This window comes from Nocardiopsis flavescens (assembly GCF_900141985.1).
GTDB lineage: Bacteria > Actinomycetota > Actinomycetes > Streptosporangiales > Streptosporangiaceae > Nocardiopsis > Nocardiopsis flavescens.
Genome location: NZ_FQZK01000004.1, coordinates 62704 through 85889, shown reverse-complemented (window position 1 = coordinate 85889; position 23186 = coordinate 62704). Strand labels below are relative to the sequence as shown.

General features: G+C 69.5%; 16 protein-coding genes. 9 read left to right on the top strand and 7 right to left on the bottom strand.

The window, feature by feature from the left end; genetic code table 11:
- Nucleotides 1-36: 36 nt before the first annotated feature.
- On the top strand, nt 37-1101 hold the full coding sequence (locus BUE45_RS09275) for an SEC-C domain-containing protein (protein ID WP_073377709.1): 1065 nt from the start codon (nt 37-39) through the stop codon (nt 1099-1101).
- A gap of 759 nt (nt 1102-1860) precedes the next feature.
- Here the strand turns inward: BUE45_RS09275 and BUE45_RS09270 are convergent.
- Nucleotides 1861-2916 (bottom strand): hypothetical protein, encoded by a 1056-nt coding sequence (locus BUE45_RS09270; RefSeq protein WP_073377705.1) that lies wholly within the window; start codon nt 2914-2916, stop codon nt 1861-1863.
- A 222-nt stretch (nt 2917-3138) separates the two neighbouring features.
- Between BUE45_RS09270 and BUE45_RS09265 the strand changes: the two genes are divergently transcribed.
- Both BUE45_RS09265 and BUE45_RS32465 read left to right on the top strand, forming a co-directional pair.
- Nucleotides 3139-3321 carry a hypothetical protein gene (locus BUE45_RS09265; protein ID WP_073377701.1) on the top strand — a complete coding sequence of 61 codons (183 nt, stop codon included), beginning with the start codon at nt 3139-3141 and terminating at the stop codon, nt 3319-3321.
- Nucleotides 3322-3454: 133 nt separating this feature from the next.
- Nucleotides 3455-4807: a DUF5685 family protein gene (locus BUE45_RS32465; protein WP_073377698.1), complete on the top strand. Its 1353-nt coding sequence runs from the start codon at nt 3455-3457 to the stop codon at nt 4805-4807.
- A 134-nt stretch (nt 4808-4941) separates the two neighbouring features.
- On the opposite strand, the gene BUE45_RS32460 is transcribed toward BUE45_RS32465, so the two are convergent.
- Together BUE45_RS32460 and BUE45_RS09250 are read right to left on the bottom strand one after the other, a co-directional pair.
- On the bottom strand, nt 4942-6600 hold the full coding sequence (locus BUE45_RS32460; protein ID WP_073377695.1) for a hypothetical protein: 1659 nt from the start codon (nt 6598-6600) through the stop codon (nt 4942-4944).
- A gap of 1028 nt (nt 6601-7628) precedes the next feature.
- Nucleotides 7629-7823, bottom strand: a complete 195-nt coding sequence (locus BUE45_RS09250) for a hypothetical protein (RefSeq protein WP_073377692.1) — start codon at nt 7821-7823, stop codon at nt 7629-7631.
- A gap of 441 nt (nt 7824-8264) precedes the next feature.
- Here BUE45_RS09250 and BUE45_RS33265 point away from each other — a divergent pair, with 441 nt between their 5' ends.
- Together BUE45_RS33265 and BUE45_RS09240 are read left to right on the top strand one after the other, a co-directional pair.
- Nucleotides 8265-8624: a Rossmann-fold NAD(P)-binding domain-containing protein gene (locus tag BUE45_RS33265; RefSeq protein WP_073377688.1), complete on the top strand. Its 360-nt coding sequence runs from the start codon at nt 8265-8267 to the stop codon at nt 8622-8624.
- A gap of 862 nt (nt 8625-9486) precedes the next feature.
- Entirely contained in the window at nt 9487-10146 is a 660-nt protein-coding gene (locus BUE45_RS09240; protein ID WP_245832928.1) for a hypothetical protein, read from the top strand.
- 348 nt (nt 10147-10494) lie between these two features.
- Here BUE45_RS09240 and BUE45_RS09235 read toward each other — a convergent pair whose 3' ends face one another.
- Entirely contained in the window at nt 10495-12369 is a 1875-nt protein-coding gene (locus tag BUE45_RS09235) for a DUF2075 domain-containing protein (RefSeq protein ID WP_073377681.1), read from the bottom strand.
- Between the two features lie 137 nt (nt 12370-12506).
- On the opposite strand from BUE45_RS09235, the gene BUE45_RS09230 reads away from it, so the two are divergent.
- The 4 genes from BUE45_RS09230 (at nt 12507) to BUE45_RS31750 (ending at nt 16817) form a co-directional block, all read left to right on the top strand.
- On the top strand, nt 12507-13466 hold the full coding sequence (locus tag BUE45_RS09230) for a hypothetical protein (protein ID WP_245832926.1): 960 nt from the start codon (nt 12507-12509) through the stop codon (nt 13464-13466).
- On the top strand, nt 13466-15358 hold the full coding sequence (locus BUE45_RS09225) for a DNA/RNA helicase domain-containing protein (protein WP_073377678.1): 1893 nt from the start codon (nt 13466-13468) through the stop codon (nt 15356-15358). Before BUE45_RS09230 ends, BUE45_RS09225 begins: the two co-directional genes overlap by 1 nt.
- Nucleotides 15359-15803: 445 nt before the next feature.
- Nucleotides 15804-16064: an AAA family ATPase gene (locus tag BUE45_RS34070; RefSeq protein ID WP_084737083.1), complete on the top strand. Its 261-nt coding sequence runs from the start codon at nt 15804-15806 to the stop codon at nt 16062-16064.
- Nucleotides 16065-16571: 507 nt separating this feature from the next.
- A complete protein-coding gene (locus BUE45_RS31750) occupies nt 16572-16817 on the top strand; it encodes a hypothetical protein (RefSeq protein ID WP_245832967.1) in 246 nt (81 codons plus the stop codon).
- A gap of 180 nt (nt 16818-16997) precedes the next feature.
- Here BUE45_RS31750 and BUE45_RS09215 read toward each other — a convergent pair whose 3' ends face one another.
- From BUE45_RS09215 to BUE45_RS09205, 3 genes are read right to left on the bottom strand one after another with little or no spacing between them, the layout of a single operon-like run.
- Complete coding sequence (locus BUE45_RS09215; protein WP_084737082.1) at nt 16998-18107, bottom strand: DEAD/DEAH box helicase; 1110 nt, start codon at nt 18105-18107, stop codon at nt 16998-17000.
- A complete protein-coding gene (drmB, locus tag BUE45_RS09210; protein WP_073377674.1) occupies nt 18104-19963 on the bottom strand; it encodes a DrmB family protein in 1860 nt (619 codons plus the stop codon). The genes BUE45_RS09215 and drmB overlap by 4 nt, the downstream gene beginning before the upstream one ends.
- Nucleotides 19960-23172 carry a helicase-related protein gene (locus BUE45_RS09205; protein ID WP_073377670.1) on the bottom strand — a complete coding sequence of 1071 codons (3213 nt, stop codon included), beginning with the start codon at nt 23170-23172 and terminating at the stop codon, nt 19960-19962. The genes drmB and BUE45_RS09205 overlap by 4 nt, the downstream gene beginning before the upstream one ends.
- Nucleotides 23173-23186 lie beyond the last annotated feature (14 nt).

Here is a 23186-nt window from a genome sequence, read left to right as displayed (position 1 = left end):
GCGCGCCGGGGTGGCACCCGCTCCTAACCTGGAGGGATGACAGGAACACCGCCGGTCCCCGCCGCCCTCCCGCGCCCCCTGCTGGAGGCGGTCCACGCCCTGCCCCTGCCCGAGCACCGGCGCACCGCCCTCGCCGCCTCCGCGGACGCGCACCTCCTCCTCGACGCCGCCGTGGACCTGGGCGAGACCGACCCGGACGGCGCCCGCGCCCTCCTGGACGCCCTGCGCGCCCACGCCCCGCAGGAGGCGCTCCGCCAGTACGCCACCCACGCCCTGGCCGCCCTGCTGCGCCGCCGCGGCGAGGCGGACACGGCCGACCGGCTCATCGCCGACCTCCTCGACTCCGGCCGCCTCGACCGGGTCCCGGCCCTGCTCCTCGCCGAGGAGTTCGCCGCCGAGGGCTCCCTCGAACGCGCGCTGAAGTGCTACAACATCGCGTGCCGCAGCATCCTGTCCGGACCGGCCGAGACCGTCGCCGACCTCAACCGCATCGGCCTCCTGCCCCTGCTGGGCCGGGCCGCCGTTCGCGAACGCCTCGGCCTCACCCCGGACGGCCACGACCTCGCCGCCCGCGAGGCCGACCGCCACCTGCCCGACGCCGCCGCCGAACTCCGCCGCATGTCCGGCGGCACGGACGAGCCGGCCGCGCCGTTGTTCGAGGGGGACCTGTCCGAGGCCTTCTCCGGGCCCCTCCCCGGGCAGGCGGACGCGCCCCGGCCGGTCCCGGAGACCGTCCGCGAGAACCACGCCTTCTACCCGCACGCCGCCCTGGAGCAGGCGCGCGAGCACGGCCTGCTGCCCGCCGGCGCCGACGGGTCCGCCCACCACCAGCGCATCGAACTCACCCTGCGCGCCCAGGCCCGCGGCTTCCCGGACGTGCACCTGGGCACCATCCCCGTCACCCCGGACGGCCTGGCGGCCTTCGCCGCCGAGCACGGCCTCGACCCCGCCGACCCGGGCACCCTCCGCGCCTGGGTCGCGGCGGTCCCGGCCCCGGACTCCCCGGACGTCGCCCCCTGGCCGCCCGAGCGCAACCAGGCCTGCTGGTGCGGTTCGGGCCGCAAGTACAAGAAGTGCTGCGGCTCCGCCTCCCTGCGCTGACCCCCGTGGCGCGACGCGGGACGGCGCGCGCCGCTCCGTCCCGGACCGCCGCCCCAAAGGCCTCTCCCGGGTGGTGGCCCGGACGCCGTTCCCGGAAATGCGCGGAACGGAATTCCTCTTTTTCCGGGACCCCCGGAGAGGGGACACGGACGCGGCGCCGACCGGTGCCGAATTCACCGGGAGCGGGCTTCCGCGCACCGCCGGGCTCCCGCCCCCGCGGCCCCGGCCGGGCTCCGGCGCGCACCGGCGTGTGCGCGGGTGATACGGGGGTATCCAGGATGCACCGGCCCGGGCCCCGGCTCCGCGCCCCGCGTTCGACCGGCGGTTACCGGCCAGGGCCTCTTTTCCCGCCCCTGCGGTACTCACGGGGGCCAGGGGGAAGCAGGGGCGCTATGGTCGTTTCGCCGACTCGCTGCGAGGGATATCCGGGACGGCGGCGATCGGAGAAGGAAATATGGTTATTCCCGATATCCATTCGCCTCAAACGTCTCCAGTGAGGCCGATTCGCGCCTTTGATATTTCCCGAAAAAAACCTTGGAAAGCCAAGAAATGGGCGCTACCTTGGGTGTGGATCCAGAGGGCCGGGCTGGAAAGGCGACCTCGGGAAGGGGAGCATGGACAACGGAGAGTGCTGACGTTCGCCAGGCTGTGCCCAGTGGGATCTCACGAGAACACTGGGCCAGTCGAAGCCGAGCGTTATCCGTCGTTTTCCATGGTCTTCTTTCCATTGTGCTCCTCGGGGTGGGCCGCTGAAGCGGATCACGGCCAGACCCAGGAGATCCCGTAACGCAGGTCAGGGGATATGTCCGAATTTTCGAATATCCGGTACACGTACCTTCCCCCATCGTAGTGTGTCAGGTGCCGTCCTTCGGACGCATCGGGTTCCAATTCGCCCTCGATCTCCCTCGGGCTCTGGAACCACCAGGAGCGCACGGGTGAGCGCGACTCAGGGAATTGCAAATGGAACTCGATGCGCTTTGTGAACGCTGTTCGCGGGCGCCACATGACCACTGGCCTGCATCGTACATCACTCTTCGTGTTCAAGCGAACACCAAAGGAGAACGGCCCGTCCTCGGGCTCAAGGTGTCGGTGCGTCCGAATGCGGGCTATCAGCCCACCGCTGACCGTTTCCTTGCGTTCCACCACCCGGCATCCGTAAAGCTCCTCCAGGTCGAGAATGCCGGACCGGTCCTCGTTGAAATACCGGTGCGTAACGGATAGTTCCGGGTTCGTGTCCGGGGAGGGGGCCCGCACCCAGCGAATGGTGTCCTGCGACGTCAGGACCCCCTCTTCCGAAAAACGGCACAGATAGGAGATCGCCTCGATGGCGAGTTCCCGCTGGGGCGCGATCGGGCGCAGTGGGGAGTCGATCAGGTGCGCGGGGACCGAGGCCTCCCGATCGGCGCTGAGGAAGTACGCCACCTGTTCGATGCCCCGGTTCTCCCGCCTTTCCATGCTCCGGGGGCTGTCGACGTACAGGCGGTGCAGTTCGGGGTCGGGGGAGCGCTGGAGGTCGCGGTTGTAGTGCTTGCGCCGGTCCGTCAGCGAGTACTGCGGATAGCGCGGGTCCAGGCGGAGCGCGACGAGCAGGGAGCCGCGGGACCGCGGGTCCTCCACCGACTCGATCAACCGGGTCAGCGCCATGATGAGCCGGTCGGGTGCGGGGGCCTCGCCCCGCGCCCTGAGGCGGCGGGCCAGGGCCCGGTGCAGCGGCCGGTTCCGCAGGAGCCTTTCGGGGGTGCACCCCAGCCCCCGGCGGAGTTCCCGGAGGGCCTCCGCGTACTCCCGCCGGGTGCGGGGGGCGTCGTCGTCCATGAGGCGTACCCTTTCCGTACCTTGCATGTGCGCACGTACACATTTCGGCCAGAAGTGAGCGCTTCCCCCAGTGGAAAAACCCAATTTAGCCTGAAACCAGGCCTGCGGCACAGAGGCTCAGTGAGTTTCTTCGACCCGGCGGTCCGATATCCGGTCTCGCCACGCACCGCACATCACTCTGGTTTCGTACAGATCCCCGGTACGGGGGATCGGAGGTGCGTCATGAACGCCACCCTCATCCTCATCGCGGCCACAGCCGTCACGTTCTTCCTGATGGGATCCGTCTGGGTCGCCGTCCTCGCCATGACCGTCCTGTCCCACCACCGGGACCGCATGAACCGCCGGCTTCGCGACCAGCAGGCCGAGGTGGTCCGCCTCCAGCGCCTCGCCGACCGCGGCCGGTAGCCCCGACCGCGGCCGACACCGGGGGGCGGCGCCGCCGCCCCCCACCTGGAACCGGACCGAACCCGGAGGCCGCACCGCGCATCGAACCGTCGTCCATCGCACCACGACGATTCGGAAACAGAGGTGGCGCCCGGTGTTCGGAATCCTGCGTCCCTGTCGGCACACCCTCCCCGACGGGCTGGCGGACGAGTGGATGGCCCACATGTGCGGACTCTGTCTGGCCCTGCGGGACGACCACGGCCAGGTCTCCCGGATGGCCACCAACTACGACGGCCTCGTCATCTCCGTCCTCACCGCCGCCCAGGCCCCGGAACAGGCCGGGACCCGCGAGGCCGGACGCTGCCCCCTGCGCGGCATGCGCGGGGGCCGGGTCGCCGACGGCGCGGGCGCCCACCTGGCCGCGGCGGTCTCGCTGATGCTGGCCTCAGCCAAGATCACCGACCACATCGAGGACGGCGACGGCGTCTACGCCCGCCGCGGGGTGCGCACCCTCGCGGGCCGGATGGCCGAGCGCTGGCGCCGCGGCGCCACCGCCTCCGGCGACGGGCTCGGCCTCGACGGCTCCGCCCTCCTCGCCGTCGTCGACCGCCAGCGCGACCTCGAACTCGCGGCCGGGCCCGGCACCGACGTCCTCACCGTCACCGCCCCCACCGAGGAGGCCACCGCGGAGGCGTTCGCCCACACCGCCGTCCTGGCCGGCCGCCCGGACAACGCCGGACCGCTGCGCGAGGCGGGCCGCCTGTTCGGCCGCATCGCCCACCTCCTCGACGCCGTCGAGGACCTGGAGGAGGACCGGGCCCGCGGTGCCTGGAACCCGCTCACCGCCACCGGAACCGGGCCCGACCGGGCCCGCGGGCTGTGCGACGGAGCGGCGCTCGGGGTGCGCCTCGCCCTGGAGGAGGCCGCGTTCACCGACGACCGCCTGGTCCGCGCCCTGCTGGTGCACGAACTCGGCCGCGCCGTCGGCCGCACCTTCTCCCAGGCGGGCCACCACCCGCCCGGCCACGGCCACCCCCACCACCGGGGGAACCCACCCGGCCACCCCCACCACCGGGGGAACCCACCCGGCCACCCCCACCACCCCGGGCAGTACCCGCCGGGCGGGCCGCAGCACCCCCACGGGCACCCCCGGGACCCGGCCCACGGCTACGGCCACGTCCCCCCGGGCCAGTACGGCGGACGGCCCCACGGGGGCGGCGACCCCTCCGGAGGCGGAGGGCACGGCTCCCACGGGGGCGGCGGCCGCGACTCCGGCGGCTGCTGCACCTCGTGCGGTTGCGGCACGCCGGGGCTGCACCACCCGCCCAAGCGCCGGGGACCCCTCACCGGCTGCGCGGTCGCGCTGTTCATGTGCTGCACCTGCCAGCTCTGCTGCCGCGACCCCCATCCGGGACCCTGGTCGGGCAAGCGGCGCGACGCCTGGTGCGGATACTGCGACTGCCCGTGCAACGGCGCCTGCGACTGCGACTGCTGCTGCGACTTCTGACCGCCCGCCTCCCTGGCCCGGGGCCCTGGTCCCCGATAGGCCACCGGGGCGGGGAGCCCCGGTCCGAGGGCCCGGGAGGCGGGCGGCGCCCCGGACGGGCGGGGAGGACGGCCCGCCCGGGAAGGCCGTGTCCGTCAGCCCCGGCGGGCGCGGACCTCGTCCGCCGCCCGGCGCGCGGCCGAGGCGACCTCCTCGTCCGGGTGCAGACGGCCCAGGGCCTCCAGCACCGGCAGGGCCGCGGGGTGGTCGACGCGCCCCGCGCGGCCCTCCCCGGAGAGGAGGAGTTCGCCGAGGGGGTCGGGGCGCCCCCCGTTCCCGGGGCCGAACAGCTCGTCGAGGTGCTCCTCGCCCAGGGCCAGCAGGCCGGAGACCGTGTCGATCGTCCACCACGGGCCGTACTCGGCGAGCAGCCTCCGGTGTTCTTCGGCGGAGGTCCCGGGCAGGGCCATCAGGGCCCCGGCGGCCAGCCCGGTCGCCTCCGGACGCCCGGACGCGAGCAGCAGGCGCAGCTCCGGCGCGGCCTCGTCGCCCACCACCGACAGCACCGACACCCCGATCGTGCGGCGCAGCGCGCCCAGCGGCGTGGGATCCGCCGCGGCGGCCGCGATCTCCCGCACGGCCTGGGCCGCGGTCCGCACCGACAGCCACGGCTGCACCTCGGCCGCGTGCCACCGCAGGGGGAGCGCGCTCAGCGAGTCCAGGAACCCGGCGGTGTCCCCGGTCCCGGACCCGCCGCCGTCCCCGGCGCGCGGAGCGGGCACCTCCGCCCACGCCGGGTCGCCCTCGGGAAGCAGCAGCTGGGCCCCGTAGCGCCCCAGCGCGGTGAGCGCCACCGCCCCGTCGACCTGCTCGGTGGACGTCGTCTCCTGGGCCCCGGGCCAGAGCGGCCGGGGCGCCCGCCCGCGGCCCAGCCGGTGCGGGACCAGCAGCCCTGCGGGGGAGCGCCCGACCAGCCGCACGGCGCCGGCGCGGGCCAGCCGCACCACCCCGGCGTACATCGCCTCGATGACCGCGGGATAGGCCAGGTGCTCCGGCTCCGACGGGTGCCGGTCGCGCCGCAGGTCCCGCGCCAGGTCCACCAGGTCCATCAGCGGGACCTCGGCGCCGCGCGGCATCTCCTGGAGCATGCACAGGGCCGCCGCCAGCACCTCGTCCCCGCCGACCTCCCGGCCGGGCACCTCGTCCCCCTCGACGGCCGACAGGAACAGGGCCTCCCACACGTCCAGGAGCTCCTCCGGGTCCCCGTCCGCGATCCCGGCGCAGGGCCGGGCCACCCCCGAGGCCACCTCGATGACCTCCAGTTCCACGGCCGCGCGCCACAGCGCAGCGAACTCGGGCAGCTCACGGCCGTTGCGCAGCCGCCGCAGCCGCTCGGAGCGCTCCGCCGCGGCCTCCTCCGACACCGCGGGCCACAGCCCCAGCTCCTCCACCGCCGCGCGCACGTCGCCGGCGTCCAGCGTCCCCGCCGAGGTCACCGGCCGCTCCGGGGTGATCCACCGGGCCAGCTCCAGCAGGTCGCGCAGGGGCACGGTCTGCGCCGCGTCCCCGGCCAGCGCCGTCTCGCTCGGCGGGGCGAACGAGGCGCGGCCGCCCATGCCCCACCCCGACATCGGCAGCGACTCCTCGAAGCGCCCGTACTCCCGCTCCAGCGCGAACGCCCGGGCGGGGCAACCGCGGGGGAGCCCGCTCCCGCCGCCGGGATCCGCCTCCGACTCGGCCGCCGAGGGGTCCCCGTCCTCCGGGACGACCCGCGGCCGGCCCGGCCGTCCACCGTCCGAACCCGCGCACACCATTCCCGTTCCCCGCTCTCATCGCACCGTCCGCGACGAACTCATCACCGCGCGCAACGCCCACCGTTCTATCGTCCGCCGGTCCGTACCGGGGGCGGTTTCGTTCAAACAGCACACACTTTCCGCAACGGCCCGGATCTATCCCGCCCCCACCCCCGAAACAACCCGCCCCCCACCGCCCCGACCGCCCGAAACCCCCGTTCAGCGCGCCGGGCCCCCTCACAAGTGACCGTCGAGATCTCCCGCGCCGGACATCCGAATCCCCGCTCAGGGGCGGTGCGGGTGCCCCGTGTCCGCCGTGGTCCGCCGTCCGTCCCGGCCGATACGGGACGCGATCGTCGGTCGAGACCCCCGCGGAGCGCTGGGCGCCGGACCCGGCGGTGGGCCGGCCCGTGGATGCGGCGACGTCGCGGAGGCGGGGCGAAGGGGCCGAGTGGCGGTGCCGTTCACGGGAGGGCGGTCGGCTCCTCCGCCGCCTCCCGGCGGGCCCCCACGGAGCGCGGACCACGGGGGCGGCCCCACCCCTGTCGGCGGACCCGCTCGTGCAGGGCCCACTCGGCCTGTGGCCGGAGCGGGAGCCTCCGTTCCCGCCTTCGGGCGATGCATGGACGAGGCGCTGATCCGCGGTGCCACCGGAGTCCGGGAGCCACGCGTCCCGGTCGCGTGAACGGCTGAGCCGGTGGCGCGGAGGGGGCGGCCCACGACCGGACTTTCCGCCGCCTGGGCCCGCCGACCGGTCCTGCGTATCGGTGTCCGTCTGCCGCGGCACACCGGGAACAGTGGAAAAGGGCCGGGCGGGCCGCACGGTCGATGTGCGGGTCTCGGTGTGCCGGGTCTTGAGGAAGCCGGCCGCCGGGCGAACGGAGCGATGGCAGGGGCCGTGGGGCGGGAGGGTGCCGCCCACGGATCCCGCAGAGCCCGGGGAAGGGGCCGCCTGGTCGCCCGGTACCCGGCAGGACGCCGTCCGGCCGGGGGCGGGCACTGCTCCCGTGGGGGCGCCCGCATCTACGGACGCGCCGTGCGCGTTTCCGCTAGGCGGACCGCTGCTCCGCCTTCCACGCCCGGTGGAGTTCGCGCCGGCGCTCGTACTCCTTCTTCGCGCGCTGCGCCGGGTCGGCCTCAGGAGACAGCGCCGCCGGACCCATGACGTGCAGCAGGGCGTAGTTGATGCGGAACCCCACCCTGTACAGCAACGAGAACGAGTCGTCTCCGCGCGGTTTGTCCATGACCGTCCACCTCACTGCTCGTCCGGGCCGCGGGCACGCGCCGCGAGAATACCGACCGAGTAGAGAATCTATCGCCTGGAAATCCGGGGCCCTCCCCGCCTGCGGCTTACCCGTTCCGGCGCCCGCCGCCACGTCACCCCCGAAGAGCCGTCCGCCCGCGACCTGGGGTGACCCCGGTGGTCCGCCGCGCCTTCGCGGGCACCTCTCTGCCCCCGGCCGTCGCCGCTTCCGGCCCGCCGAACCCCCCGCGGGACGCAGTGGCGGCCCGGTGGGCCTGGGATCGCCGGGCCCTGTACAGGCCCGTTCCGCCCGCCGAGGATCGCCGACAGGGCCCGGGCGGTACCCGGGCGGCGGTCAGAGGCCCCGCCGCCCCGCCCGGAGCGGGGCCCGGGACGGCCCGGTCGGCACGCCCGCGGCCACACGACATGAAGGAGCAGGACCATGCCACGACGACCCATCGACATCACCGTGCCGGACCTCACCGGAGGACGCGCCGTCGTCACCGGCGCGAACGACGGCATGGGACCGGGGATCGCCGAGAGCCGGCGTGCGGCACCCGGCGCCGACGTCTCGCTGCACAGCCTCGCCCCGTCCTCGCTCGAATCGGTCACGGCCCTCGGCGACACCCTGCGCGAGGAGGGCCGACCGATCCACCTCCTCTTCAACAACGCCGGCGTAGTGCGGCCCCGGGCCGCCGGACCACGGCCGACGGGTACGAGCTGTAGTTCGGCACCCACCACCTCGGCCACGTCGCCCGGGTCGGCCTCCTCCCGCTGCTGCGCGCCGGCCGGGCACGGGTGACCTCGCAGATCAGCGTCTCCACCCGCCGCGGCGCCCTCCACCGGGAGGACCTGAACCGGCAGCGCTCCCACCACGAGATGCGCGTGTACAACCGGTCCAAGATCGCCTTCGGGCTGTTCGGCCTCGAACCGGACCGCCGCAGCAGGGCCCACGGCCGGGGCGTCACCAGCAACCTCGCCCATCCCGGAGCGGCCCTGGCCAGCCTCCTCGCCGCCCCCCGAACTCGGCCGCGGGGAGGACACCCCGCACATCGGCCGGATCCGGGCCCTGTCGGCCCGCGGCATCCTGCTGGGCGCCCTCCGGACGGCGGCTCTGCCCGCGCTGACGGCCGCGACCTTCCCCGACGCCCGACCCGGCGTGTTCTACAGCCCCAGCGGCCTCGGCAGGCTCGGAGGGCCGCCCGCCGAGCAGCGTCTGTAACCGACCCTGCGCAGCGCCCCGGAGGCCGCCCGCGTCTGGCGCGCCTCGGAGGAACCGACCGGGACTCCTTCCCCACCACCTGACGACGTGCACTGCCTCCGCAATCCCGCCTACGCGGGTCCCCCGCTCGACAGACCACAAGGGCTGCGTCTCCGGATCCGAGAGTTCGTCGAACCCGGCAGGGCAAGGGCGCCGTGCCCCTGCGGACACAGGAGAGTGGCTCCCGGCGGGGTACCCGGTACCGGTGTTCGCGGGGCACCGTGGGGACGGCTCATTCGAGCCGGCACCGTCTCCAACCCCCGGAGGTTCTGTGCAGCCCACCCCCGAGCACAGCAAGCGATGCGAGCAGGCCGTCAGGCCCACCTGTGTCTGTTCCACCTGCGGAGGCAGTCTGCACGGATGGTCCGGACACCTGGAACGGGCCCGCAGGGGCGGCGAAGGGGTGCGGGAGCTGAGTGAGCCCGCCGAGCGTCAGTGGTGGGAGCAGCGGCGCCGTTTCCAGGAGAACCGCCGCAAGGCTCCCACCCGGTACCTGCGGCGGGCCGGCGGAGCGGTCGCCGTCGCCGCCGTGGTCTCCTGGCTCGCAGAACACGAAGATACCGTCGAGCGCTTGGAGAAACTCGGCAACGCCATCCACCGGGACGTCTTCGGCGACGGGTTGGCTGCTTTCGCAGCACAGTGCTCGGACACCGAACCGGCCTTCGCCGACTACGGCCGGGCCGTTGCGGGCCACTTCTGGTGCGACCTGCTGGCCGAGATCGCGAATGTCCTGGACCGGGGTGCCGATCTCCTGGGCAGGGTGCCCGACGAGGTCGGAGCGGCGGTCCTGGAGCACGGTGATGCCGCCGAGTGGGGGCGGGTGCGCACCATGCTCGCGGAGGTGGCGCTGCGCCTGCTGTGGAGGAGCGCGCACGTGCTGCTGGGCACGGACCTGCCCTCCGCCGTTCTCCACTTGCGGGTCTTCGCCGTCCTGATCTGCCCGGATCCGGGTGGTCACTCCCGTGTCGCCGACAGCTGCCTCAGGCCGTTGGCGAGGGACACCGTGCGCGACCACCTCACAGCGGGCATGGACCCCGAATGGCTCTGGGGTGACAAGCCCTGATCCGCTCTCGCGGACAAGGTGCGGTCATGGGAGATCGACGTGCCGCGAAGCTGAAGGCGCGGACGCCGCCGTTCGGCTCTCCATGGCCTGCACCCGGCCTATGCGGTCCCGTGCGCTTTATCCCGTCGTGTATCCCCGGAACACGGCGGCCCCAGGAACATCCGTCACGGAACCTGATCCACCGCGGTCAGGCGCGCTCTCCAGGCCCTTGAGGTTTCTCCGCCGACGCCGAGCGCGCCTGTGCGCGTACGTGCTCGCGAGCCGAGACCGTTGGGTGCAACCTTGCCTCCGGAGACCATCGTGGCTGCGGAGGGAGTACAAAGACGCCCCCTCCGCAGCCCGGCCTTGTCAGCCCCGAGTTCCGATCAGCGACTCCAGGTACTCCTGGGTCTCCGGGTCCGTGGAGAACAGCACGGTCTCCCGCATGCCGCGTGTGAGCAGGACCTTGTAGGTGTTGCGGATGAGCGACTCCGCCTCCTGGTCCGTGGCCTTGCTGGTCAGCGCCGGGTCTCGGTTGGCCTTGCGGTCGACGACCAGGTGGCCGTCGCGGAACACCAGGTCCGGCCCCAGGATCACCCCGGACCTGTCGTACTCGAACCCCTGTGCGGTGTAGACGCAGCCGACCTGGTCGAACCCGCCCTCCTCCGTCGCCCAGAGCGCGCTGGGCGGGGCGCCGGGCAGCCAGGTCTCCAGTCGGCTGTTCCAGGGGCGTCCCCATCCGCCGATCCGCACGTCGTCGGCCAGGGGCCGGTCCTTCTCGGCCTTGCTCCACGGCCAGCAGTATCCGGCGCTGATTCGTGCGGACTCTCCGGACTCGACGAAAGAACGCAGATGGGCCTCCAACTCCTCGGGGGAGGGAGCGGTGCGAAGGCCGAAGTCCTCGTCCCCCTCCCAGGAAACCGGCCCACCGGGCGCGAGGCCGAGCAGGCGCAGCACCCAGTGCTCGTAGCGGGCACTGCCGCCGCAGCGGAACTGTCCCGACAAGTCGACCTGGGCCACCTGCAGTCCCAAAGCCTCCGCGTGCTCGCGGATGGTCGCCACAGTGCCCATTTCCCCGGGGCGCACCACCTGGTGTTCGTCCAGGAGGAACACCGGTACCCGGGCCGCCGCCAACAGTTCCTCGACCTGCGGGCGGCCGGTGCGGAACTCCTTGCGGGTGTAGCGGTTCGCGGAGGTCTCCCGGATGCGGTGGGCCTCGTCGCAGATCAGGACCTCGAACTGGTTCTTCGAGGCGTCCATGAAGCTGTTGAAGTACTTGAACATGCTCTGGACCCGGGTACTGCCCTTGCCCGCCACCCTGCGCATGGTCTTGGTGAACGCCTGTGAACCGGTGGCGTGCAGGGTGCTCACACCCTTGCGGGAGAGTTCCCCGAGCAGAGAGAGCGCCACGACGCTCTTACCGCTGCCCGGACCACCACTGATGATGACGGCGGTCTTGCGGTCCTCCTCGTGGGCGCGCTCCACCGCGTGCAGGACGGTCTGGAAGGCGAGTCTCTGCTCGTCGAGCAGGATGAACTGCGAGCGGTTCTTGACCTCCTCGGCCGCCACGCCCATGAGTTGCTTGCTGGGCCGGATCTTCCCGTTCAGCAACCGGTCGCCCGCCTCGACGCCGGACTTGGGAGCCAGCCTGCCCTTGAGGAAGTCGAGGAACTCACCGCGGTGCTGGGCGGTGAACAGCCGTCCGCGGTCATCTTGGGGCAGGTCGAAGAGGTCACGGACGGCCGGGTCGTAGGCGTTGTGCAGGTAGGCTGCGCCGCGCAGCTGCTCGGCAGGGGCGTCCAGGGAGGCGACGAAGTCGCCGATGTAGTCGCAGTACTGCTGCACCTGCAGGACCGGATGGAGCTTGGGGCCGCCCGGTTGAGCGGGGACCAGGACCATCGTCGGGTCGTCCTCCACGGACTCGGCCTCGCTCCACTGCTTGAGCTCGACCACCACATAGCTGGGTTCGTCGGTCACCGGGTGCAGGCCGGCCAGTATGACGTCCACCCGCTTGTCACTCAACGGCACCTTGTACTCGACGAGCATCTCGACTCCGCCCAGGCCCGCGTCGACCAGGTCGCTCGCGAGGGCGGGAAGGCTCCGCTCCCAGGATCGGATCTCCGCGGGTGAGGGGGAGTGCTTGAACGTGTAGCGCACGTGTTCGGCGATCAGTTCCCCCAGTTCCGCCTCCATGGGTGACTCGTGGGAGGACAGGGAGGACGCGGAGCGGCGGTAGGCCGTCAAGTCACACTCCAGGGGGCTGGCTGCGGGGGACCGGGCGGAGCCGGTGTGTCTCAGGGACTTCGTACCATAAGGATCCCTTACGACAGAGCCGTTCCCGAACGGGGAGCAGCGGTCGGAACACGGACGGAAAGAGAATTGTGGGCGAGAGAGATATCACCGAGGTCTACGTCTACGTGGGTGAGAAGGGCACCGCCAACCTGCGCCGGGGCATCGAGCGGTCCGTCTGGGGGTGGAAACTCGATACCGTCGAGGACAAGAAGGCGCACCACGAGGTGCTCACCTCGCTTAAGAAGGACGACCGCCTCTACCTCGGTCATGAGGGCCTGGGGCGAATCTCCAGGCCCGAGGCGCAGACCAGGACCGTGCCCGAGGTGGTGGTCGCCCGGCTGACCGGTGGCCTCTATCAGCACGGCACCCCGGTCTGGGACGACGACGTCTACCCCTACCGGGTTCCGTTGGTGATCGAGGAGACCCTCCACGACGTCACCAAGGAGCACCCCCGCGTCGGCCCCGAGGGTATCGAGGCCCTGCGCCGGTCGGCCTGTGCCCAAGGCGGGCCCTACCTCCCGGAGAGCCGGGAGTCCGTCATGGAGCAGGCCCTGAAGGAAGCCCTCCAGGAGCACGGTGGTGAGAAGGCGCTCCTCGACCCGGAGGACCCGGCCGACCAGATCATGCGCGACCTGCCCCCGGTGCTCGACATCTCCGCGTACGTGCACGTCCGGGCCGAGCAGAAGAAGCTGCGTGCGAAGAAGCTCAAGGGTCGGACCGAGGTCCCCTGCGACCTGTGCGGACAGGTTCTGCCCAAGCGGCTCGTCCACACCGCGCACATCAAGCGCCGGAGCAAGAGCGACCATCAGGAACGAAGTGACCTCAGCAACGTCATGTTCGCCTGCACGCTCGGCTGTGACTCCCTCTTCGAACACGGCTTCGTGTACGTGGACGCCGGCGGTCGTATCCGCCCCTCCTCCAAGGCCCAGGGCGGGGCACTGAGCACCGCGGCGCAGCGCCTCGGCGAGCACTGCCTCGCCTTCTCCACCAAGAACGCCGACTACTTCGCCTGGCACCGTCGGACCATCGCCGCAGTAGAAGAGAGCTGATGTCGCAGACCCCCTCCACCCCCCTCCGCTTCGTCCACGCCGCCAGCGTCGGTGACACCGCTCGGGCACTCCAGCAGCCCGGGTTCATCGAACGCTGCGTCGATGCCTACGAGGCCATCGGCTTCGGTACTCCTAGTGAGTCCGAAGTCCGCAGCTGGCGTAACAGCTGGCCACCTCTGGTGGACGCCCTGGTCCGGGCCGGTCTCGAGGACCTGTGGATCCACCTCGAGTTCGCGACCCTGGACACGAACAGCCGCATGGACGCTCTGCTTCTCGGAAGGGGCGAGAACGGACTGGCCGGTGTGGTCGTCGAGTTGAAGCAGTGGAGCCGGGCCGCTCCCGTGGCCAATAACCTGCTGCGCGTACCGGGTGACGAGAAGCCCGCGACCCACCCGGTCGCCCAGACCGCCGGCTACATGGCCTTCCTCGAGAACTGGTTCGAGTCCGACACGGTCGAACTGAACGTGCGTGGTGTCGCTTACCTGCACAACGCTGACCGGGAGCAGACGGCGGAGATGCGCAATGCGGCTCCCCCCGCGCTCCGGGTCCCTGTCATCGGCCGCGACGACGTCCGAACCGCGTCCGGATCGGCGGAACTGCGCGACCACTTCCTGTGCGGAGACCTCCGAGGAGTCGGAGAGCAGGACCTCAAGCAGTTCGCCGAGGCCCGGTGGCGCGCCGGGGCCAGGTTGTTGGACGGTGTCGTGGCGGCTCTCCGGAAGGAGCCCTCGTTCACGCTCGTCGGTGACCAGCAGACCGCATTCCTGGATATCCGTGCCACGGTCGATCAGCGATTGCGGAACGACGGTCGCCGCACCTTCGTCATCGTGCGCGGCGGACCGGGCAGCGGCAAGACGGTACTGGCCATGCGGCTGCTCGGGGACTTCCTGAACGAACCGGCGGTACTGGCCCGGTACGGGACACCGTCCGGAGCCCTCACCAGGACCCTGCGCGAAACGGTAGGCGTCCCAGGGTCCGCCCCCCTGTTCCAGATGCCGAGGAACAGGGTGAAGGACTGCGGGTTGATGATCATCGACGAGGTCCATCGCTACCGCCGGTTCAGTGGGGGGTTCGGCAGCTATGTCCTCAACAATCTCGCGGACGTCCCGGTCGTCGTGGTCTTCCTCGACGAGCGCCAGCGGGTCCGCCCTAGCGAAGGGGTGACGGAGAAGGAGATCCGTGACATCGCGGCTGGCGCCGACTCCGAGATCGACGTCGTCGTCCACGACCTGAACGGAAACTTCCGCTGCAATGGCTCCCGGGAGTTCGTCGCCTGGATCGACGACCTGCTCTATGGAACCCCTCGGGCGTGGGACGCACACGACTACGACCTTGACGTCACCGAGAACCCGTCGTCGATGGAGCGATGGCTTGCGGAACGCGTGGAAGAGCACCGTGCCGCCCGTATCAGCGCGGGCTTCTGCTGGGGCTGGGAGGAGGTGCGACTGGGCGAGGAACTCCCCGGGGTCGTCATCGAATGGGAGAACGCCCACGGTGATACCCAGCAGTGGCACCGCCCCTGGAACCTGCACAAGCAGCACACCGTGGACCTAGCCGGCGGTTCCGTCGGCCCGGAGAGCTGGCTGTGGGCCACTCAGGAGGGCGGGGAGCGGCAGGTGGGCTGCATCTACACCGCCCAGGGTCTGGAGTACGACGACGCCGGTGTCATCATCGGCCCGGACTTGGTCCGGCGCGGCGATCGCTGGGAGGCGCACCCTGAGACGAGCCATGACAAGGCGATGCGGGGGGTCGACACCGACCAGTACCTTGACTTCGCCCTGAACACCTACCGGGTGTTGATGACCCGGGGGATGAAGTCATGCCGCCTGTACTCCACCGATGAGGAGACCCGGGAGTTCCTGAGATCGCTCATGCCGACCGGCCGGAGATGACGCACTGAGTCATGGCGGGTCCGGGCGCTATCGGGGCCCGCTGTGAGCACTGGGCGAAGGGAACCCCGGCCTCCCCCTCTCCAAGCACTCGCCGGTGCTGCGAATAGGGATGAGAAGAAGCACCATCGCCCGGTCTCGACCGTTGAGTCTGCGTGGTCTGCACCCTAAAGGCAGACCGCAGACATCGGTCTGCCCCGAATAGCGGCTGGCCGGACGCCCTAGCCATCTGTCAATAGGCGACTGTGCCTATGATCCCATCGTTCATAAATCATCCCGGCCAGAAGGCATTTTCGAGGATCGAGATACCGCCCCTCCAGCGGGTGAGCTGATACTAGACGCGCAGGTCGATTTTTGGTTTACCTTCCTTTCTCGGGAAAGTTCGAGAAGTAGCGCACTCAGGACTTCCCTGAGGAATTTTTCGGATAAAGTCAAGTTGCTGAACGGTATGGGCTACTCTCTTGTGCACCGGTCTGAATTCCCAGCCTCTTTTTCGGTGTGTGACTACTCTGGTGCGGAAGGCATCGGTGGTCGTCCTTTCTCTTCCCTCTGGGCGAGTGTGTGCATCTCTTCCGTTCGCGTACAAAATTTTCGAAGGCTGCGTTCGGTCAAGGTGGACCTTGACAAGGATGCAACGGTGTTCGTGGGGGCGAATAATAGCGGAAAGGCTTCGATGATCCACGTTTTCTGCTTCTTCTTTGGGAGGTGAAAGAGTGATCTCATCTTCTACGACTTCAACTCGGACTGCTGGGACTTCTTCCAGAATGTGAAGAAAATCGATGACGAAACTGTAGGAGAACTGCTACGGATCCGGCTTGATCTGCTTCTGGAGGTGGAGAAAGAGGAGTGGTGTCGCGTCGTCGAACTGATGAGTTTGCACGACCTAGGGCAGAATGTCGGGCGCGTGGCGCTGCGGCTTGAGTTCGCTCCGTGTGAGGACCTCGCCGTCAGGTTCATGGAAAGCCGAAAAAAGGCAGAGCATGCACGATCATAACTGACCGAGGGCGAACGCGATGTTTTCAAACCCTGGCCTGAAGATCTGCCCGAATACCTGGACTGCGAGATGGGATCTTTCTATACGTTCCGCTGTCACGTGCTCGATCCATCGTCATTCGACAGGGAGGGTGAGTCGTGAGAGGACGATGACGTCGCCGTCCGGGTCAGTGATTCTCCGGCTGCTGCCCAAGAATTTATCGACAGCCTTATCCATGTGAACATGGTTGACGCCCAACGTTTCCTGTCTGATGATCTGAGCTCCAAAGGGCGAGATCTTTCCCGGCATGTCCGAAGATTTCTCGACTACTCGGCGTCAGATGATGTCGACTACGCAGCGCATCAAGCGGTGAAGGCATCAGAATTGCAGGTAGGAAGTTATACCGGCACCTACTGGGTCGCCTCCTTCACCGGCCTCGCCGAAGTCCCCGACCTCCGGACCCTTGCCCGAGTCCTGGAGCCCCCGTGATGGCTCACCGCTGACGGTTCACCTCTGGCGAGATCGGTACTGGTGACCGGGTCCGGGCGCGAGAAGGCGGTCTCTCCTCGCCCCCGGCCCCGCTCCTATTCACCGGACGGACTCGTACGAATGATGCGGACACGAGTGCCGCCTTCGCAGGGCACTGCTCGTGCTTGACCACGACGGGTTTCACCAGGCCCTGCGTTTGAGATACCTCTCCGGGATCGCATGGAGATGATCGGGCTCCCGGTCCCCGAGATAACCCAGGTCGAGCGATGACCGTGCCCGTGTGGTGAGCATGTAGTACAGGCAGCGCTGGTCGGGGTCCTCCGGGTGCGCACGGTCCTCATGGGTGTCGGGTACGAACACCGAGTCGAATTCCAGGCCCTTGGCGCTCGTCCGCGTCAGCAGGGTCACCCCGGCTCTCGCCGGATCCAGCCGACGGTGGTTCGGATGCCCCGACCCCAGGTACGCCTGGACCGCGACACCCCGGCGGGCGAAGAGCTCCATGAGCTTCTTCTGGGTGAGGGTGCGTTGTACCACCACCGCTGTGGTCTGCTTCGGCTGGGTGCGCAGGTGATCACGGACCTGATCGACGAACCCCTCCCAGGAGCGGTGGGCGGTCAGGGTGGGCATGGGTCCGTCCGCGAGTCTCGGACCGGATGTCTTCGCCGCCTTGTGGAAGTGGTCGGCCAGCACGGCGATCTGGCGGGTGTTCCGGTGGTTTCCCGCCAGGGGGATCGCCGATACCTTCAACTTTTTCTCGATCTCTGCCAGCGTGCTGTTGGTGTCGGTGATGGTCTGGTTCTCGTCCGCGAACACGGTCACCTGCACTCGGAGGAGAGTGCACAGGCTGTAGAAGGCGGGTGGGAGGTCCTGTCCCTCGTCGACCACCAGGGCGCCGGGGCAGGAGTGCCCGGCCAAGCCCGTCAGTACACCGGTCCAGTCGATCTCCCACTCGGAGGACGCCCCTGCGGGAACGGGAACGGCGGTACCTTCGGCCGATCGGAACAACCCGTTCAGCCAGGCGTGGAACGTCATCACCTCCACTTCGGGAGCGATTTCCGACCCCCACCGCATCGCCTGCTGCCGCAACGTATTAGACCTGCTAAGGAGGGTCACCGGTGTGCCGGTGAGGGATAGCATTGCTGCCCGGTGGACGGCCAGGACGCTCTTGCCGCTGCCGGCGGGCCCGTGGACTAGGTGGGAACCCTCGAAAGGGAGCCTTTCGAGCAGCCGTCGCTGGTCGGAGGTGAGTTCCAGGTAACCGGTGACGGTCAGGGGGCGGTGTGTCGTCATGCCTGCCCCCGAGCGGTCCGGGCGGCTCGGTCCAGCGCCGCTTCGATCACCGGCTGGAAGAACCCCGGAACCCCGTTGCCGCCGATCAGCAGGACCCGATCCAACAGGGTGTTACCGGTCTCGCAGCTCGTCTCGGGCAGCAGGGTGCAGGCGTGGCAGGCCGCTCGGTTCAGGGCTGCCGGACCCCGGGCCCCGTGTTCGGAGCACAGTGGGTCGTTGGAGCACCACGATCCGCTCTCCAACAGACGCAGGACCGTTTCGGCCAGAGGCTCGGGCGCCCCCTGGGCTGCGAGCCCGCCCAGGGTTCCTTGAGTGTCTCCGGCAGAAGTGTAGACGAGCACACCCGCCTGGTGCCGTCTGCCGCCGGGGCGGGCGTAGATCCTCTCCTGGAGTGAGGCGATCCCGTATCCGCTTTCAAAAGCCAATTGCCGGATGAACAGGTGAGAGAAAGTGTGCAGCATCGGCATCCGCGGAAGCAGTTTCGGTCCGGTCACCCCGAGCAGGCGTTCCTGTTGAAAGGCCTGTCCCAGTTCCCAGGAGATTCCTGCGACCCGTTCACGGATGGAGGGCTCGGCCTCCCACGCGGCCAGGAGGTCCTCGTCGAAGGACAAGAAGATGCCCTCCCCGAATACTTCCACCGCCGGTAGCCAGGATGCCCGGGGACCGCCCGTGACCGGTACCAGGCTATTGAGAGACGGTGTCACCCGGGAGAACCCCAGAAGCGTCCGCACCTCGCGGAGCCGGTCCGCCACGGTGACCTCGAACCTCTCCCGCAGCAATTCCTGGACCGCGGTCCGCCCCTCGGGCCAGGAGAGGGGGCGGGTGACCAGGTTCTTTTCGGTGATGGGGACACGGGTGTTCAGCGCTTCCCACTCCTCGCGGCTCAGTTCTTCGGCGTGGGAGGAGGCCTCCGCGAACCCTTCACGCCCAACGGGGAGCTCCTGCCCGGTCTCGTACGTGGCCAGGATGAAGAGCTCTTCCTCGGTCACTTTCGCATCGTCCGCGAGCATGGATGCGAGCGTTCGGCGTTTTGCTCCTTCAGCGGAGAGGAACGCTTGCCAGAGGTGATGCTCCTCCCTGATCCTGTCCACGACGGCGGGGTCCAGGGGAGGCCCGCCGGAATCCTCCGGTGCCGGGATGTCCAGGGCAGAGCAGGTGACGGGGTAGTAGAGATTGCCCGCGTTCCTGGGGACCACAAGGGCCTTCTCCTCGCACACGTTCTCCGCGCTACCGCGTTTCCAGGGGTGCTTGCCGGAGCAGTGGGTGGACTTGTGGTCCAGCAGGTTGAGCAGGTCCCGTCCGGAATCGCACCGGCGGCAGTGCACCCGCAGGGCCTCAAGGCCCATGGAGGTGTCGTCGACCAGGAACGACAGGTGTTCGTTTTTGCCTCCGCAGGGCTGGGCGGCGACCTTGGGGCGGCTGTGCGCCCACCAGGGCCAGTTCACGTCGTCCATGTGGCCACGTGGGCAGATCTGTACGAAGCGCATGGGGACGAGTGCCGGATTGCGGGGGCAGGACGGGCAGAGGGGCGGGTGGCCGGGCTTTTCCAGCAGGTTGTTCCAGCGCACCATGCGTCGACAGGCCCCGCAGAACAGCCACTCCGGGAAGCGGACACAGGGCACGCCGGCGGCCTTGTCATTGTCGAAGAAGTCGTTCTTGGCGGCGGGGGCTGAGCGGAATCCGCTCACCTTCAGCCGCGCGGCCAGCCGAGGGGACTCCACGACCTCGGACTTGGCGAGATACCAGCGACCGGTGTCCGCGGCCACGAACGACTCGCCTTGAGTCTCCAGGATGGCCCCGACCCCGAACGGCACGATGGTCTGCGCCTGGCGCACACGGAGTTTGCGGTTGGTCATCGGGGTCCCTCCACCTTGAGCTGGCATTCGAAATCGACGGAGCGGACCGAGTTCAGCGTCGGCCATAGCCCTTTATCCGTTCCGAACCCGGTCAGGAGGTGGTGCCGGTTGCGGCCGCTCCCGTTCCAGTACAGGAGTCCCCCCGAAGCCGCCGCCGTAGCCGCTTCGGTCCGCCAGTCCGTGATCAGGTCGTGTAGGTCGCTCTCCGTTGCGAGGTAGGCCGAAGGATCGGACCGCCGCACCCAGGAGAGGACGCGGCGAGCGGCGTCCTCCACCGCTTCGGGGCGCTCCGACACCAGACCTGCACCCGTGGGGGCGGCGGCGTCGTGACCGTGCCGAACCAGGATGGCGAGCACGGCGTGCAGAGCACGCCGCCGTGAGGGAAGGGACCAGGGGGTCACCGTCGCGGGTTCCACGTGCCGGTACAGGGACCGGTGGAACACTCCGAAACCCTCATAGTGCGATCGGTCTCGCGGCTTGTTCGAGTTGAAGAAGGCGACCACGAGCCCGGGAACCCGGGAACGCCCCACTCGACTGGTGGCCTGGATGTACTCAGCCGCCGCCTTGGGCTGTCCGAGCATGAGCATCAGGGCCAGGCGGCTCACGTCGACGCCGACCGAGAGCATGTTGGTGCACGCCAGGAAGGAGATGGCCGAGGCCGAGGGCCAGGACTGCTCCAGCCTGGCCAGGACCCGGGGCTGGTCACGACGGTCCAGGTTGCTGGTCAGCTCCTGGATCGATGCCTCCGGCAGCTCCCGGACACCCTCGTCGTCCGAGGACATCCCTTTGAGTAGGGCGGGGATGTCATCGCGGGCGGCGCTGAGAGTGCGTCCCAGCTCGCGAAGGCTGTGGTGGTACGCGACCAGGGTCCAGTAGTCGTCCCGGTGTGCTTCGGGGAGCTTGTTCACGGTGTGCAGCACCGCCGCCGCGGTCGAGACCGTGGCGCGGCCCGCCGGGTGCCCTTGAGCCATCACCCCCACGTACAGGCGTCCAGGGGAAACGGGGTCGACCTTCGCGAAGTGGGAGTGGCGCGCGTCCAGGCCGGAAGGGGGGAACAACTGTACGCTCCGCCCGTACAGCCTGCGTACCTGTTCCTGCGAGCGGCGGATCGTCGCGGTGGAGGCGATGATCTTGGGCGGCACCCCATCCCATGCGCACAGTTCGATCACAGCGGACTCGTACAGTCCGACGGTGGTGCCCAGTGGCCCGGTCAACAGGTGCAGTTCGTCCTGCAGGATCAGGGAGGGACGCAACCGCTCCTCGCCCCCGGGCGGATCGAAGCCGAACAGCCTTCCCGCGTAGGGTTCCCACGCCAATCGGGCGAACTTGTCCACTGTGCCCAGGAGCAGGGTGGGCGGCTGCTCGTAAAGGTGGTCGTCGATGACCCGCACAGGCAGTTCTTTGTGGAAGGAACAGTCCTGGCGCGGACAGCGGAAGGAGAAGGAGGAGGGTGTGGTCCGCAGCCCGTAATCGCCTGGGTCGAAGGATTTGCGTTCGGGGACGATGCGTGTTCCGCACCAGGGGCAGCGGTCCAGGATGAACACATCATCCGGCGCAGCGGAGGAGCGCAGGTCCTGGGCCTTCTCGTCCGCCGCCTGGTAGGTGTTGGGTGTGGTCGCCATCCCCGTCCACAACCCGAGGGAAAACGATTCCTCTCCCAGGTCCAGGCCCTGTTCGCACCTTTCTTGCGGATGGAGCCTGAGAAATTCCAGTGCGCACACACTGGTGGCGGCACGCTGGAACTGCTGGGTGGTGAGCAGGCTCAGGGTGTAGCGGCTCACGACGGCCGTACCCCCGCCGCGGGCCCCGTGCCGTAGTCGCCGGAGCACCATCTCGAAACAGGATAGGAGCAGGTACGCCTCGGTCTTGCCGCCGCCTGTCGGGAACCAGATCAGATCCACGGTCTCCCGGTCCGGCTTGTCGGTGTCGATCAGTCCGGAGACCGTCAACAGGAAGAAGCCGAGCTGGAACGGGCGCCACGAGCGGACCTTGCCCGGGTCGGCTTCGGGAGGAAGCGGCTCGTCCCGGTGCCGTTTCTCCCCGGCGCGTTCCTTCTCGCTGTGGCGCATTTGCAATTCCATGGCTTGGTTGGCCAACCGGAACGCCGACAGGGCGTGCGGGTCCGTGCACAGGTCGCGGACGCCTTCCTCCATGCGTTCCACAGCGCGGCGAACGCGGCCGAGGATCCGCGCTTTCGGCTGGTCGGCCCAGGCGGGGAGCAGGCCGGCTTGCCGGGTCTGCTCTTCGTACCACTCCTGATAGTGGCCGACGAAGCCGAGGAGTTCACGTTGGAGCTCTCTGGGATCGGTGTCGGTCGAGGATGCCCAGGACAGGTGGAGCGCCGGTGAGCCGTTGTCCCCGCCGTGCCCCACACGTGGGACCTCTTCGGTGGGCATGATCTCGGTCCGGATCCGTGGGGGCGGACCGTCGTGCGGGGGCGGATCGCCCCATTCCTCATGGACCGCGCACCCGTGTCCCACCGCGTAGGTGAGCACATGCCGGTACTGCAACCGCAGCTCTTCTTCCTCCGGGTCACTGCTGTTCAGGCGTACCCCGGGGTATTCGAGGAGGGTACCGTCCACGGGTTCGACGTGGAGCTCTACCTGGAAGAGCATGTGCTCCCAGTCACTGCGGACGGATTTGCCGATCCCGGAGCGGGAGGCGTCCTGGGTATGGCCGTTGACCAGAGTGATGGTGAGCAGCCGGGCCCCGGCGTGCGGTCGCCGCCGCACCCGGACGATCGCACGCCCTTCCCACAGGGGATGTTCGTTCTGGTCCGGTCCCATCTCCAACATGGTCTCCGGTAGCGGGATTCGCGCCCACCTGCGTCCCTTCTCCGTTCGGTCGGTTCGATAGCGGGCGGCCCGGCAGGTGATGCGCAGGGTCTGGGCATCGGTGAACAGGGACAGGCCCACGGAGGAGGGCAGCCACTGGTCGGAGTCCTCCACCCGGCTCTCCGCGAAGGCGGACTCCTCGCCTGCGGGGTCGTCCACGCCGTTTTCATGGTCGTCCGCCGAGGCTTCGAGCACGTGTTCGCACAGGTTCGATTCCTGTGGGTACAGCGTTCCCATCAAATACCGTCGGTCCGGTGGGTCGGCCAGGATCTCGTCGGGGCCGCTCAGGGGGCCGACCAACTGGAGTCTGAGCGCGTCGGTGAGGTCGTTTCGAACACTGCGGCGGTCCGGCTGATACACGGCGTTATCGATCAATGGTTCTTTTCTGT

Bases quoted from the DNA above. Each gene is read 5' to 3' on its own strand.
- BUE45_RS31750 (WP_245832967.1), top strand. From the start codon at position 16,572: ATGGTTGACGCCCAACGTTTCCTGTCTGATGATCTGAGCTCCAAAGGG.
- BUE45_RS09270 (WP_073377705.1), bottom strand. From the start codon at position 2,916: ATGGACGACGACGCCCCCCGCACCCGGCGGGAGTACGCGGAGGCCCTC.
- BUE45_RS09265 (WP_073377701.1), top strand. From the start codon at position 3,139: ATGAACGCCACCCTCATCCTCATCGCGGCCACAGCCGTCACGTTCTTC.
- BUE45_RS33265 (WP_073377688.1), top strand. From the start codon at position 8,265: ATGCCACGACGACCCATCGACATCACCGTGCCGGACCTCACCGGAGGA.
- BUE45_RS09215 (WP_084737082.1), bottom strand. From the start codon at position 18,107: ATGACGACACACCGCCCCCTGACCGTCACCGGTTACCTGGAACTCACC.
- drmB (WP_073377674.1), bottom strand. From the start codon at position 19,963: ATGACCAACCGCAAACTCCGTGTGCGCCAGGCGCAGACCATCGTGCCG.
- BUE45_RS09275 (WP_073377709.1), top strand. From the start codon at position 37: ATGACAGGAACACCGCCGGTCCCCGCCGCCCTCCCGCGCCCCCTGCTG.
- BUE45_RS09250 (WP_073377692.1), bottom strand. From the start codon at position 7,823: ATGGACAAACCGCGCGGAGACGACTCGTTCTCGTTGCTGTACAGGGTG.
- BUE45_RS32460 (WP_073377695.1), bottom strand. From the start codon at position 6,600: ATGGTGTGCGCGGGTTCGGACGGTGGACGGCCGGGCCGGCCGCGGGTC.
- BUE45_RS09225 (WP_073377678.1), top strand. From the start codon at position 13,466: ATGTCGCAGACCCCCTCCACCCCCCTCCGCTTCGTCCACGCCGCCAGC.
- BUE45_RS34070 (WP_084737083.1), top strand. From the start codon at position 15,804: ATGGGCTACTCTCTTGTGCACCGGTCTGAATTCCCAGCCTCTTTTTCG.